A 13887-nucleotide genomic window follows, 5' to 3' on the forward strand; every position below is an offset into this window, starting at 1 on the left:
GAGAGAGATGATGAGCTACACCAATTTCACCCTCGACATCGACGCCGACGGCATTGCGCTGGTCACCTGGGACATGCCGGACCGTTCGATGAACGTCTTCACCGAGGAGGTGATGCTCGAACTGAATACCATCGTCGACAAAGTGGCGAGCGATGCAGCGATAAATGGCGCGGTGATCACCTCCGGCAAGGATACGTTCTCGGGCGGCGCCGACATCACCATGCTGCAGAAGATGCTGGCGACCCTCGCCGCCGACAAGGCGAAGGACCCGGAGAAGGCGACCAAGGCCCTGTTCGACAATGCGGGCACCATGAACGGCCTGTTCCGTAAGCTGGAAACTTCCGGAAAGCCATGGGTTTCGGCGATCAACGGCACATGCATGGGCGGCGCGTTCGAATTGTCGCTCGCCTGCCATGGCCGTGTCGCGGCCGATTCAGACAAAGTGAGGATGGCGCTTCCCGAAGTGAAGATCGGCATTTTTCCGGGCGCCGGCGGCACCCAGCGCGTGCCACGGCTGACCGACCAGCAGCAGGCGCTGCAAATGCTGACGTCCGGCCAGACGCTGTTGCCTCAGAAGGCCAAGTCGATGGGCCTGATCCATGAGATTGCCGAGCCGGACAAGCTGGTCGAAATCGCCAAGGCGATGATCAAGAACGGCTTGAAACCGGTGGCGCCATGGGATGAAAAGGGCTTCAAGCTGCCCGGCGCCCCGATCTATTCGGTGGCCGGTGCCAATCTGTGGCCGCCGGCCATCGCCATTCTGCGCCGAGAGACCTATGGCAATTATCCCGCCGCTGCCGCCATCCTGAAATGCGTTTACGAGGGCTTGTTGGTGCCGTTCGACACCGCCCTGCGGATCGAGCAACGCTATTTCACCGAGATTATGCAGACCAGGGAAGCGGCAGCGATGATCCGTTCGCTGTTCGTGTCGCTCCAGGAACTGAACAAGGGCGCGCGCCGCCCGGCCGGTGTGCCGGAAACGAAGTTCAAGAAGATTGGCGTACTCGGCGCCGGCTTCATGGGCGCTGGCATTGCCTATGTGACGGCCAAGGCCGGCATTCCGGTGGTGCTGCTCGACCGTGACATGGAGTCCGCCGCCAAGGGCAAGGCGCATTCCGAGACCCTTATCTCGGATCAGGTGAAGAAGGGCCGTGCCAAGCCGCAGGACAAGGATCGGTTGCTGTCGCTGATCACGCCGACGGCCGATTACGCGGATCTTGCCGGCTGCGATCTTGTGGTCGAGGCGGTGTTCGAGGACTCGGCCGTCAAGAAGGATGCCACCGAACAGGCCGAGGCTGTGCTCAAGCAGTCGGCGATCTTCGCCTCGAATACGTCGACCATACCGATCACATCGCTGGCCAGGAATTCGGCGCGGCCAAAGAATTTCATCGGCATCCACTTCTTCTCGCCGGTCGACAAGATGATGCTGGTCGAGATCATCCTCGGCAAGAAGACCGGCGACAAGGCGCTGGCCACCGCGATCGACTTCGTCCGCGCCATCAAGAAGACGCCGATCGTCGTCAACGATACGCGCGGTTTTTACGTCAATCGCTGCGTACTGCGCTACATGTCGGAAGCCTACAAGATGCTGATCGAAGGTGTTCCGGCGCCGATGATCGAGAATGCGGCGAAAGCCGCCGGCATGCCGGTCGGTCCTCTGGCGTTGACCGACGAGACCGCGATCGACCTTGCCCAGAAGATCATGAAGCAGACCATGCGCGACCTCGGCGACAAGGCGGTCGATCCGAAGCAGATGGCGCTGATCAACACGATAGTCGACACGCATGGTCGCTTGGGCCGCAAGAACGGCAAGGGCTTCTATGACTATCCGGCAAAACCGGCCAAGAAGAAGCTGTGGCCAGGCCTCAGGGATCTCTACCCGCAGCTGGCGCCGGAGCAGGTCGATTATGAGGAACTGAAGCAGCGGCTGCTGGTCACCATCGCGCTTGAGGCGGTACGGGTGATGGAAGAGGGCATCGTTACCGACCCACGCGAGGCCGATGTCGGCTCGATCCTGGCCTTCGGCTTCGCGCCCTATACAGGCGGTGCACTGTCCTACATCGACGGCATCGGCGCTAAGAAATTCGTCAAAATCGCCAAGCGCCTGCAGAAGAAATACGGCACCGAGTTCAAGGCGCCGAAGCTGCTGCTTGATATGGCCGAGAAGGGCGAGACCTTCTACGAGCGCTTCGATCCCTATACCAGGGACGAGGCCAAGGAGGCGGCCTGACGCCGTCTTCGGCGGTGGACAAGATGGCGGCCAAGGGGTAGAACAGAGAAGGTATTTTTTCCTGTTTCGAAGGAGAGCAAGGTGCTCTCGCACGACCGCGTTTGGGCCGCCATCGACGCTCTCGCCGAGCGTTATTCGCTTTCGGCCTCCGGACTGGCCAGGCGCGCAGGCCTCGACTCGACCGCCTTCAACAAATCGAAGCGGCTGTCCTCAGATGGACGGCCGCGCTGGCCGTCGACCGAATCGCTGGCCAAGATCATTGAGGCGACCGGCGCCTCGCTGGACGAATTTGCGGGGCTGGTCGAGGGTCGGGGTAATTCCGGCGCACTATCCGTGCAGAGATCGTCGGTGCCGCTGCTCGGCTTCGCCCAGGCGGGCGCCGGTGGCTTCTTCGACGACGCCGGGTTTCCAGCGGGGCAGGGATGGGACCTGATCGAGCTTCCGGCACGGGCAACCGAGACCTCCTATGCCTTGAAGGTCCAGGGCGATTCCATGCTGCCGCTCTATCGCCATGGCGATGTCCTGATCGTCGAGCCGGGGGCTACCATACGAAAGGGTGATCGCGTCGTCGTCAAGACCAATGCCGGCGAGGTGATGGCCAAGGTGCTCGACCGCCAGACACCGAGGTCGATCGCGCTGGTCTCCCTCAATCCCGATCACCCGGACCGCGACATCCCCATGCGCGATGTCGAATGGGTGGCGCGGATTGTCTGGGCAAGCCAGTAGGCGCGGGGCCGGTGCGTCTGCCTCACCTTGCCTTGGCTGTTCTGGCGATCCCGGCGATGGCCACGGCAATTGTCGCCGGCGGCCGCGCCGTCCAGAGCGAAAGCGGCGGCCCCTGGGAGCAAATCCAGGTCGGCGCTGAACCGCAGCCCGCCGCGCCGGCTACGTCGGCCATCCCGAAACCAGTGCCAGCCAAGCAGGCGGCGCATTCGAGGGCAATCGATCCAGACATCGTGGTGCCGCCGCAGCCCGGTTCTAACGAGCTTGAACGGATAGAGCCGCGCGCCCCGTTGAGCGATCTGGCATTGGCCGGACCGCCCAAGCCGCCAAAAACGAAAATGCCTGACGACTGGAAAGGCACGAAACTATTCCAGCCCGTCGCGTCGGCCGCCGGGGTCATCGAAGCAAAGGGCTATTCGATTGCGGTTTCCGGTATCGACATCGTCAAGCAGGAGGAGACTTGCACCGACGGCGGCGAGTCCTGGAATTGCGGCATTCGGGCGCGAACGGCCTTCCGCGCCTTTCTCCGCAGTCGTGCGGTGGTCTGTGCCGTGCCGCCCGAAGGCGGTCGTGATCTGATCGCCGCCGAGTGCCGGATCGGCAATCAGGATATCGGCCAATGGCTGGTCGAAAATGGCTGGGCGCGCGCCGCCAAGGGCGGCCCTTACGCAGAAGCCGGCGAGAAGGCGCGTGCAGCAAAAAAAGGCGTCTTCGGGCCGGCGCCGAGCGTTTCAGGCCTGCCGCCGCTCCCGGCTGCTGCGTCGCGATCCGCGCCTGTAGCGCCTAGCTCGATCCTGGAGGAGCAAGACGGCGTCCTCATGCCGCCAGTTGACCAGCCAGCGCCCGCTGAATGAGCTCGCGCGTTTCGGCGATGCCGTAGAGCGCGGCGAAGGAGCCGAAGCGCGGTCCGCGTTCCTGACCTATCAGCACCTGATAGATCATCTGGAAGAAGGCGACGGAGACACCGGGTCCGCCCTCCGGGCTCTGCTTGGAATGGTCCTGGTAGCGCTCGATCTTGCGCGCAACATTGAGGGCAGCGTTCTGGATTGCCTCGCTGTCGGCATCAGCCGGCAGCGCGGCGAGCGCTACCGAAAGCTTGGTCAGCGCCTCGCGCTCGACCGCGTCGGCAGCACGGTACACTTTCGCCGGCTTCACGAAATCGTCGAAATAGCGGATGGCATATTCGGCCAGCCGGTCGAGCTCGGGATGGGTTGTCGGCGTCACACCCGGCGCGTGGCGCGAAATGAAACCCCACAGCACGTCCCTGTTCTGCGCATTCGAGGCGCTGACCAGGTTGAGCAGCAGCGAGAACGGAACCGGCAGGTCGACTGCCGGGGGATTGCCGTCATGCATGTGCCAGACCGGATTGCCCAGCCGCTCCTTCCAGTCCTGCCTCTGATAGGCAGAGAGGAACGTGTAATATTCGTCTACCGCCTTCGGGATGACGTCGAAATAGAGCTTCTTCGCGGTTCGCGGGCGCTGGAACATATAAAGGCTAAGGCTCTCGGTCGGCGCGTAAGTCAGCCACTCGTCAATGGTCAGCCCATTGCCCTTCGACTTCGAGATCTTCTGGCCGTTCTCATCGAGGAACAGCTCGTAATTGAAGCCCTCCGGTGCCGGAGCATCGAGCGCGCGGCAAATCTGCCCGGCGAGCTTGACGGAATCGATCAGATCCTTGCCGGACATCTCGTAATCGACGCCGAGTGCTGCCCACCGCATCGCCCAATCTGGCTTCCATTGCAGCTTGGCATGACCGCCGGTCACCGGCGTCTCGAAGCGCTCGCCGGTGTCCGGGTCGCGCCACACGATGGTGCCGGCGTCGAGCTTGCGCTCGTCGATCGCGACTTGCATGACGATGCCGGTCTTGGGATGGATCGGCAGGAAGGGCGAATAGCTCAGCGCCCGCTCCTCGCGCAGCGACGGCAGCATAATTGCCATCACCTTATCGAAGCGCTCGAGCATCTTGAGCAGCGTCGCGTCGAAGCGGCCGGAAGTATAATAGTCGGTCGAGGAAGCGAATTCGTAATCGAAGCCGAAACGGTCGAGGAAAGTGCGCAGCCGTGCGTTATTGGCAGCGCCGAAGGACGGATACTCATTGGAGAACGGGTCCGGTATCCTGGTCAGCGGCTTGCCGAGGTAGGCGCGCAGCATGTCCTTGTTAGGCACATTGTCAGGCACCTTGCGCAATCCGTCCATGTCGTCGGAGAAGCACAGCAGCCGCGTCTTGACCTTGTCTTCAGTCAGCACGCGGAAGGCGTGGCGCACCATAGATGTGCGCGCCACCTCGCCGAACGTGCCGATGTGCGGCAGGCCGGACGGGCCGTAGCCGGTCTCGAACAGCACCGTTTCCGGGTAGCCGCTGCTCGCGTAGCGGGCGGCGATCTTTTTCGCTTCCTCGAATGGCCACGCCTTGCTTTCGGCGGCGGCGGCGAGGACTTCCGGGCTGAGATCGATCGGCTGTTGTTCGGCCATGATGCTATTCCTGCAACGTTGCCAGCATCGATGCCGGCAGCCGCATGCTCTAGACCATGATCCCGAAAAGTGGAACCCGGTTTTCGGGCAGGACCGTGATCAGGCAAGAAGCCCCCGTCCCGATAGTCAGGATGGATCAACTTCCAAGGCGTGATCGGAGCGCCAACGATCGCGGCTGTTTTTCCTTGCGGCGCCGGTCCCTCGTTCCTAACTTCGGGACCATCTCAAGGAGTTGTAAATGCCATTGTCGCCACACGAAGCCATGATCTACCTGATGGTCATCACCTCGGCGTCAGACCGCGACATGACCGACGTCGAACTGGCGCGGATCGGCGACGTCGTTCGATCCTGGCCGGTGTTTGAGGATTTCAACCAGGAGCGGCTGGTCGAGGTCGCCCAGGCCTGCCAGAAAATGCTGCATGAAAAGGATGGGCTGGAGGGCGTCCTGGCGCGCGTCGCCGAGGCGCTGCCCGAACGCCTGCGTGACACCGCCTATGCCGCCGCCTTCGAGGTCGCAGCTGTCGATCTCGAAATGCGCCTGGAGGAGGTACGCGTTCTGCAGCTCGTCCGCCGGGAACTCGACCTCGATGCGCTGACGGTCGCCGCCATTGCGCGAGCCGCCAAGGCCCGCCTTCGCACGCTGACCTGAGCCGGCGGCCAAGCTCAGAAAAAACTGACGGGAAAATAGCGCAGATAGAACTCGGCGAACGTGCCTTTCACCGAGATTTCCTGCAGCGCGTAGTCGAAAGCGGCGGCCAGTGCCGGATCGTCGGCCCTGGTGGCGATTGCCATGCCTGAGCCGAGATATTCGGGCGCCAGATAGGGGCCGCCGGCAAAGCGGCAGCAGCCCGCTGCATCCGAACCGCCGAGCCAGAAGGCGAAACGCATGCCGTCGCCGAAGGCGGCGTCGATCTTGCCGGCTTTCAGCTCGCCATAAAGCTCCTCCGGCTTTGCGAACGGGACGATTTGGACGTCGCCGAAATAATCGCGCAGCACCCGCTCGTGCGCGGAGCCGGCGATCACGCCGACACGCTTGCTGCGCAGCTTGTCGAACATTGGTTCGGTCAGCGCCTGTGTCTTCAGCATGATGAAGCGGGCCGGAAATTGCAGGTAGGAGCGTGAAAATGCGTATTTCGACCGCGACTCCGGCGTCGCGGCGATGCCGGCAATGATCGCTTCGCCCTCGCCTTTCCCGAGCGCACCTTCGAGCTCGGCCCAGGGCAGCGCCTGGATCTGGCATTTTTCGGCAACGCCGAGCTCGGCGCAGATGGCGCGCGCCAGGTCGACATGGAAGCCCGACAGCCGGCCTGCCCCATCGAGGAAATTGAACGGCGGGAAATCCGTGGTGGTCAGGAATCGCAGCCGCGGCAGCATCGAAAGGTCCGGCTTTGGCAGCCGCTCCTTGGCGTCCCAGAACACGGGCACCTGCGGCTCCGCGGCGAGCGCAGCAGCCGCAAGCGATTGCGCTCCGATCAATATCGAGATCAATGAAATGGATATGCGCCGAAACGCCACGCGACGACTCCGTTCGGTCTTGCCCCGGCTTTCGTACGAAATAACACAGGTTTTTGTACGAAAAAAACACAGGTGCGACGGTTTTTGGTTTCATCATTGCAATTTAGGGATATTGTTTAGTGAGTTTGCAAGTGACTGCGTGATGCCGGCTGAAGAGGAGCAGTAGGACGCACGGGGGAGGCAGCTTTGCAGTCCGGGGTTGATGGCGTGGTGCGGGTTGATCACTGCCATTGGCCTCAAGAGCGGAAGGCAACATGGGGTAGATGTTGCGATGGGTCATTTCGATCGTACGCTGGAGTTGATAGATCAGTTGCAGCACGCCGGCACAGCCGCCGCCGTCTGCGAAAAGCTGTTGGGGGTAACAAGCGGGTTCGGGCTGACGGCGCTGATGGCCGGGACGGTTCCGCAACCTGGCACGCCGAGAAACCAGCAAAAGGACCATGTGCTGCTCTGCGACTGGCCGGCTGAATGGCTTGAGCGCTACGTCGCGCGCAACTACGTCGATCACGACCCCGTCGTCAGCCACATGAAGCAGCTTCAAGCGCCATTCCAGTGGCGGGAAGCATCTCAGGGCATCCGCATCGGCAAGAGCGGCGGCGAGGTGATGGGCGATGCCGGGGAATTCAAGCTGCGCGATGGGTTGGCCTTTCCGCTAATCACGCTCGATGGCCAGATCGTCATGGTGTCGCTAGGCGGCGAGGCTGTCGAATTGTCGAGCGCCGATTTCGGGTTGGTGTCGCTGGTCTCGACTTATGCGATTGGCCGCGCAATGCAGCTCCACACCATGGCGGGCAAAACCATCGATCATGTCGAATTAACGCCGCGTGAGCGCGAATGCCTGCAATGGGCTGCTGTTGGCAAGTCCGAATGGGAGATTTCACAAATTCTCGGCATTTCGGAACACACGTCAGAGAAACACCTTCTTAACGCCAAAAGCAAACTCGGTGCCGTCAACCGGGTCCAGGCCGTCGCGGAAGCGATAAGGCGCGGCTATATTAACTAGGTCGGCCGCGCCGGCCTAGAAATTCTTGCTTGCGTGATCGCGTAATTTTTTTGGGAAAGCACGGCCGTATCTTCCTATTGAAACTAGGAGACGGCAAATGCTTTTTTCCCTCACAACCCAGGAATTGATGGAACGGCCCGACCTCTGGGAGGCAGTTCATCGTTTGCGTTACAGAGTTTTCGTCGAAGAGATGGGATGGACCGATCTGCAGCGCCCTGATGGCCTCGAGATCGATCAATTCGACCACGACGAGGCAGTGCACCAGATCGTCATCCGCAATGGCGAGCTCGCCGGTTATCAGCGGATGTTGCCGACAACCCGGGCCCATCTTCTAACCGATGTGCTGGCGGACCTTTATGAGGGAACCCCACCGTCCGGCCCGAATGTCTATGAACTGACCCGCTATGCGGTTGCGCCGGGATTCCGCGACGGTCGGCGCGGCGTGTCGACGGTCGGCACCGAGCTGATCGCCGGCTTCGTCGAGTGGGGTCTGAAGCGCAACGTCAACCAGGTGATCATCGAATTCGAGCCGATGTGGGTGCTTCGCGCGCTGCAGCTGCATTTCCTGGCAACGCCGCTCGGTTACCAGCGTACCTATGGCAACCAGCAGGTGGTTGCCACACTGCTCACCTTCAACGAGCACACGCTCGACGTGGTGCGTTCGCGCCGCAACCACTTTGCGCCGGTGCTGGCCAGAGGGTACCCGGACATGCTCGGACAGAGACGCGCCTCGTGAGATTGGAGAGAGGCCATGAACGTTCACTCAAAAGCAGAATTCCGCAATCACACGCTGATCGTCACGGTATCGTCGGGTGACGGCCGCCCGGTGCTGGACAGGCGGGCCTATGAAAGCCTGGCCAGGACATTCCACGAAGCCGCTGTCGACGACGACGTCCGCGTAGTGGTCCTGCGCGGCTTGGCCGGGTGCTTCTGCCTCGGTGCCGATTTCTCCGAATTTCTCGACGCCACCAAACATCGGCGACTGATCGCCGCCGTCACCGATATGTTCCGCACGCTGGCGACGTTTCCGAAACCGGTCCTTGCCTGTGTCGACGGCGACGCCGTCGGCGTCGGTTGCACCATCCTGTTCCACTGCGACATGGTGATCGCCTCGAGCAAGAGCACGTTTCGGGTGCCGTTCGTCGATTTCGGCCTGGTGCCGGACGCGGCGACCAGCATTCTGGCGCCGCAGAAGCTCGGCTATGCCGGGGCGTTCCGCTTCTTCTGCCTGGGCGACACGCTCGCCGCCGAAGATGCCAGGGCACTGGGCCTTGTCGGCGAGATCGTGACGGACGGCAGCGTCGAGGAAGCCACGTTGGCAAGAGCCAGGCAACTCGCCAAGAAGCCTGTCGCGGCGCTGCTACAGACGCGCGACCTGCTTAGGGGCGACACCGGCGCGCTCTGCGACCGCATCGATCAGGAGATCTCGCTTTTCCAGCAGGCGCTGCAGGACGACACCACGCTGAAGCGACTGCAGCGGATTGCCCGGCTGGCGGCATGAGAGCCGCGTATCGATGAGGTGAGCTTATTTTTCGAGGAAAGTCGGCCCTTCGCCGATGATCTTCTTGTCCTCCTTGCCGATGACGTCGAGGTCGCGGCCGTCATAGGGAAGCGAAAGGAGAATGCGCTGCATGACGGCCAGCCGCGCGCGCCGTTTGTCGTTCGCCCGCACAATGATCCAGGGCGCGAACTCCTTGTGCGTGCGCTCGACCATCAGGTCGCGCGCTTTGGTGTATTCGTCCCATTTGCTGATGCCGGCGATGTCGATTGGCGAAAACTTCCAGCTCTTCAGCGGGCTCCAGCGGCGGTCGTGGAATCGCTCGAGCTGCGTTTCCCGGCCGATGTTCAGCCAGAATTTGAAGAAATGTATGCCCTCGTTGCGGATCATCCGCTCGAAATGCGGAACCTCGTCCAGAAATTGCTCGTGCTGCTCGGGCGTGCAGAATCCCATCACCGGTTCAACGCCGGCGCGGTTATACCAGGAGCGGTCGAAGGTGACGAATTCGCCCGACGTCGGGAAGTGGTCGACGTAGCGCTGGAAGTACCATTGTCCAAGCTCGGTGGGCGTTGGCTTGGTCAGCGCCACGTTGCGCGCCGTGCGAGGGTTCAGATACTGGCGCAAAACGAAGATCGTGCCGCCCTTGCCGGCAGCGTCGCGCCCCTCGAACAGCGACATTACCCGCTTGCCCGTCGACTGCAGCCACGCCTGCGCCTTGACCAGCTCGATCTGCAGCTTCTCTAGCCTCTCGTCATACTCCTCGCTCTTCATCTTCTTGTCGTAAGGGTAACCGCCGGCAGTGAGCTTGCGGTCCTCGACCCAGTCGGGAAGCGCGGGGGCCTCGATGTCGAACGCCCTCTCCTTGCCGTCGATCATGATCTTCAGCGGCCCCGATGAGGGTGCGGCGGGGCTTTCCTTGGCGTTTTTCATCGAGGCGAACCTTTCCAGCTTCCGGACTCGTGCTATTGGGAGCCTTACTGCATCGGCCCGAAAATCGGAATCGATTTTCGGAAAGAACGATGCAGCAGATAAAGAGGTAGAGCGTCCTTTGTGCGCCCAATTGGACGCACTGCGCTCTAGCGCCGGTCCAGCAAGAAGTTCTTGAAGTGGCCGCAGACGGAGCGCAAATGGCCGACATCGGCACAGAGCGGAGAGGCAGGGCGCAAACCGTCGCCATGCGGCTGTGGAACAGCCGCTGGCTGCTGGCGGCCGGTCTCGTTGCGGTTCTGATGGTCTATGGTTTTGCCGGCATGTCTGGCTATGTGGTGCTGCTGGCTGGCGCCGTGCTGGTTGCCGCTGCGATGCTGCCGGCCGGCATCGCCCGCCAATCGACCGAAAATGCCGCGGCCATCGAGTCGGGCGTGCAACAACTTTCCGGCGAATATCTCGCGGCGGCGGTTGCCGATCCGCTGATCATTTTCGATCGCTCCGCCGCCATCGTCCACGCCAACGCCGCTGCCTTTGCCGCCTTCGGTGGGATTGCCCCCGGCATGTCGCTGTCGCTGAAATTCCGCGCGCCGGAAATGCAGGCCTTGTTGGATAGCATCTTGGCGGGCAACGTCGCTTCGGACAGCGTCGACTACATAGAAAAGCTGCCGGTCGAACGAGCCTATCGGGTGAGCGCGTCTTCAGTCGGCCATGCCACGGATCTCTACGTGCTGGTGTTCAAGGACCAGAGTGAGGCGCGCCGGATCGACAGAATGCGTGCCGACTTCATTGCCAATGCCAGCCACGAGCTGCGCACGCCTCTCGCCTCGATCGCCGGCTTCATCGAGACGCTGCGCGGGCCGGCCCGCAACGACCCCGCGGCGCGCGAGCAGTTCCTGCAGATCATGCAGAACCAGACCAGCCGCATGGCGCGCCTCATCGACGACCTTCTGTCGCTGTCGCGCCTGGAGATGAAGCCCTATCTCAAGCCGGGAACCGAGGTCGACCTGCGCCAGGCCATCGACAGCGTCATCGATTCGCTTGGGCCGCTCGCAAAGGAAAACGGCGTCGTCATCGAGCGTGATTTCGCGGAAGGGCCGCTCGACGTGCCCGGCGATCGGGACGAGCTTTTCCAGGTCTTCGAAAATCTGCTGGAAAACGCCTGCAAATATGGTCAGTCGGGCGGACGTGTCGTGGTGTCGATCATACGCAGCGACAGCGATCCCGAACCGGGCATCGACGTCACCATCAGGGATTTCGGCCCCGGCATCCCCGAAGAGCACATCCCGCGCATCACCGAGCGCTTCTACCGCGTCGACGTCGAGAACAGCCGAACCCAGAAGGGCACCGGCCTTGGCCTGTCCATAGTCAAGCATATCCTGACCCGCCACAACGCCAGACTCTCCATCAGGTCGGAGGTCGGCAAGGGTGCGGCGTTCACCGTCCATTTGCCGGCTCGCTGACGTAGTACTATCTCTAGCACATAATGGGCCGTTTCTTTTTTCTGTCATCCGGCTAGCGTATCAGCGGGGATTCGAGGGAACGACTCAACCACGAGATCCCGGGAAGGCATTTCGTCCATGCAGTCCGTGCATATCGTCAGCGCCTATGACGAGGAGCTGAAATATCTGTCGAAGCGCATCGCTGCGATGGGCGGGCATGCCGAGCGCATGGTCGAGCAGGCGGTCGCGGCGCTGGTCAATGCGGATCCGGGGCTTGCCCAGAAAGTCATTCGGGACGACCTAGTTCTGGATGAGGGACAGCGCGAGATCGACGACAAGGCGATCATCATCATCGCCAAACGCCAGCCGATGGCGACGGATCTGCGCGAGATCGTCGGCGCGATCCGCATCTCGGCTGACCTCGAACGGGTAGGCGACCTCGGCAAGAACGTCGCCAAGCGGGTGGTTGCCGTCGCAGACGGGCGCCAGCCGAACAGCCTGTTCCGCGGCCTCGAGGCTTTGGCCAATCTGGCACTGACCCAGCTCAAGGAAGTACTCGACGTCTATGCGTCGCGGTCGGTGGAGAAAATCGGTTTCGTGCGCGACCGCGACGACCAGATCGACGCCATGTACACCTCTCTGTTTCGCGAATTGCTGACCTACATGATGGAAGACCCACGCAACATCACGCCCTGCACACATCTCCTGTTTTGCGCCAAGAACATCGAGCGCATCGGCGACCACGCCACCAACATCGCCGAGACGATCTACTATATCGTCACCGGCGACCAGATGCCGGCCGATCGTCCGAAGGGCGATAAGACGGACAAGATTATTCTTCCCGCAACCCAACCAGCGACGTGAGTTCTCTCAGCACTGATGCGAATTTCGGATTCGCCACCCGACAGAAAATTGCGCTAAGCTTTCGACGCGCCGACTTCTCAGTTCCGCGATGAAGGCCCCGCCTTCAGGAGGCTGCGATGGAATATGTCCGCGAGTTTGCTCCTGCGCCGCCGATGTCGGGTATAATCGCTTGCGGCGTCTATACGGCTGGGCGGCGCATCGCCGACATTCCGATCGAGGAAGCCGGCGAATGGGCCGGGAAGCCGGGCCACGTGGTCTGGATCGGACTGCTGGAGCCCGACCGCAATTTGTTGCTGCGCGTCCAGGCGCAATTCCATCTGCATGAGCTGGCGATTGAGGACGCCGAGCATCCGCACCAGCGACCGAAGATCGAGCAATATGGTGATGCCCTGTTCATCGTTGCCCGCACGGCGCAGCTGATCGACAGCCGCGTCACCTTCGGCGAGACGCATCTGTTCGTCGGCGCGGGCTACATCGTCAGCGTCAGGCATGGCCCGTCGACCTCGTACGCCGCCGTTCGCCAGCATTGGGAAAGCTGCCCGCATTCCCTTGCCAAGGGCGAGGATTTCGTCCTCTACGCCATTCTCGATTTCATCGTCGACAACTATATGCCGGTGCTTGAGCAGATCGAAAACGAGGTCGAAGCGATCGAGGACAAGGTTCTGCTGAAACCGATGACCGGCTCCGATATCGAACGGCTTTACATGCTGCGCCGCGATCTCTTGCGCCTGCGTAATGCGGCCCTGCCGCTGGTGGAGGTCTGCCGGCGGCTCACCAGCGCCGATCTGCCGCAAATCCACACAGCCATGCACCCGCTGTTTCGCGACGTCACCGACCACATCCGCACTGTCCAGGAAAAGATCGACAGCCTGCGTGAGGTTCTCGCCTTCGCCTTCGAGGCGAGCCTTCTGGTCGGTCAAAGCCAGGAGACGGCGATCTCCAAGAAGCTTGCCTCATGGGCCGCAATCTTGGCCGTGCCGACGGCATTCGCCGGCATTTACGGCATGAATTTCAGCGACATGCCGGAACTGAGGATGGAATATGGCTACCCGGCCGTCCTGGCGGCAATTGCCCTGATCTGCACGTTTCTTTACTGGCGGTTTCGCAAGAATGGGTGGCTTTGAAGCGAGGGCAGTAGGGCAGTAGGGCAGTAGGGCAGTAGGGCAGTAGGGCAGTAGGGCAGTAGGGCAGTAGGCTATCGCTTCGGGAGCGC

At 61.9% G+C, this 13887-nt stretch carries 13 protein-coding genes; 10 read left to right on the forward strand and 3 right to left on the reverse strand.

Features of this window, described 5'->3' with window-relative positions:
* The first annotated feature begins 10 nt into the window (after positions 1-10).
* The 3 genes from NKI41_RS26265 (at position 11) to NKI41_RS26275 (ending at position 3807) form a co-directional block, all read left to right on the forward strand.
* Positions 11-2230 carry a 3-hydroxyacyl-CoA dehydrogenase NAD-binding domain-containing protein gene (locus NKI41_RS26265; RefSeq protein WP_352685717.1) on the forward strand — a complete coding sequence of 740 codons (2220 nt, stop codon included), beginning with the start codon at positions 11-13 and terminating at the stop codon, positions 2228-2230.
* A gap of 81 nt (positions 2231-2311) precedes the next feature.
* Positions 2312-2956, forward strand: coding sequence for a S24 family peptidase (locus NKI41_RS26270; RefSeq protein ID WP_352685719.1), 645 nt, complete (start codon positions 2312-2314; stop codon positions 2954-2956).
* An 11-nt stretch (positions 2957-2967) separates the two neighbouring features.
* Positions 2968-3807 (forward strand): thermonuclease family protein, encoded by an 840-nt coding sequence (locus tag NKI41_RS26275; RefSeq protein WP_352685721.1) that lies wholly within the window; start codon positions 2968-2970, stop codon positions 3805-3807.
* On the opposite strand, the gene NKI41_RS26280 is transcribed toward NKI41_RS26275, so the two are convergent.
* Complete coding sequence (locus tag NKI41_RS26280) at positions 3770-5425, reverse strand: lysine--tRNA ligase (protein ID WP_352685723.1); 1656 nt, start codon at positions 5423-5425, stop codon at positions 3770-3772. The two genes, NKI41_RS26275 and NKI41_RS26280, sit on opposite strands and share 38 nt — an antisense overlap.
* Positions 5426-5663: 238 nt before the next feature.
* On the opposite strand from NKI41_RS26280, the gene NKI41_RS26285 reads away from it, so the two are divergent.
* On the forward strand, positions 5664-6074 hold the full coding sequence (locus NKI41_RS26285) for a tellurite resistance TerB family protein (RefSeq protein WP_023677339.1): 411 nt from the start codon (positions 5664-5666) through the stop codon (positions 6072-6074).
* Between the two features lie 14 nt (positions 6075-6088).
* Here NKI41_RS26285 and NKI41_RS26290 read toward each other — a convergent pair whose 3' ends face one another.
* Positions 6089-6940, reverse strand: coding sequence for an ABC transporter substrate-binding protein (locus NKI41_RS26290; protein WP_352501702.1), 852 nt, complete (start codon positions 6938-6940; stop codon positions 6089-6091).
* Positions 6941-7211: 271 nt separating this feature from the next.
* Between NKI41_RS26290 and NKI41_RS26295 the strand changes: the two genes are divergently transcribed.
* The 3 genes from NKI41_RS26295 to NKI41_RS26305 all read left to right on the forward strand — a co-directional run bounded on the left by NKI41_RS26295 (position 7212) and on the right by NKI41_RS26305 (position 9444).
* A complete protein-coding gene (locus NKI41_RS26295; RefSeq protein WP_352470107.1) occupies positions 7212-7943 on the forward strand; it encodes a helix-turn-helix transcriptional regulator in 732 nt (243 codons plus the stop codon).
* A gap of 97 nt (positions 7944-8040) precedes the next feature.
* Positions 8041-8679 carry an acyl-homoserine-lactone synthase gene (locus tag NKI41_RS26300; protein ID WP_023677342.1) on the forward strand — a complete coding sequence of 213 codons (639 nt, stop codon included), beginning with the start codon at positions 8041-8043 and terminating at the stop codon, positions 8677-8679.
* 15 nt (positions 8680-8694) lie between these two features.
* On the forward strand, positions 8695-9444 hold the full coding sequence (locus tag NKI41_RS26305) for an enoyl-CoA hydratase-related protein (protein ID WP_023677343.1): 750 nt from the start codon (positions 8695-8697) through the stop codon (positions 9442-9444).
* Positions 9445-9468: 24 nt separating this feature from the next.
* On the opposite strand, the gene ppk2 is transcribed toward NKI41_RS26305, so the two are convergent.
* Positions 9469-10371 (reverse strand): polyphosphate kinase 2, encoded by a 903-nt coding sequence (gene ppk2 / locus NKI41_RS26310; RefSeq protein WP_352685725.1) that lies wholly within the window; start codon positions 10369-10371, stop codon positions 9469-9471.
* Between the two features lie 197 nt (positions 10372-10568).
* Here ppk2 and NKI41_RS26315 point away from each other — a divergent pair, with 197 nt between their 5' ends.
* The 3 genes from NKI41_RS26315 to NKI41_RS26325 all read left to right on the forward strand — a co-directional run bounded on the left by NKI41_RS26315 (position 10569) and on the right by NKI41_RS26325 (position 13798).
* Positions 10569-11831 (forward strand): sensor histidine kinase, encoded by a 1263-nt coding sequence (locus tag NKI41_RS26315; protein ID WP_352685727.1) that lies wholly within the window; start codon positions 10569-10571, stop codon positions 11829-11831.
* Between the two features lie 117 nt (positions 11832-11948).
* Positions 11949-12674: a phosphate signaling complex protein PhoU gene (gene phoU / locus NKI41_RS26320; RefSeq protein WP_352685729.1), complete on the forward strand. Its 726-nt coding sequence runs from the start codon at positions 11949-11951 to the stop codon at positions 12672-12674.
* 116 nt (positions 12675-12790) lie between these two features.
* On the forward strand, positions 12791-13798 hold the full coding sequence (locus NKI41_RS26325; protein ID WP_023677347.1) for a magnesium and cobalt transport protein CorA: 1008 nt from the start codon (positions 12791-12793) through the stop codon (positions 13796-13798).
* Positions 13799-13887: the final 89 nt, after the last annotated feature.

Source organism: Mesorhizobium sp. M0601 (assembly GCF_040320845.1).
In the GTDB taxonomy this organism is placed as follows: domain Bacteria; phylum Pseudomonadota; class Alphaproteobacteria; order Rhizobiales; family Rhizobiaceae; genus Mesorhizobium.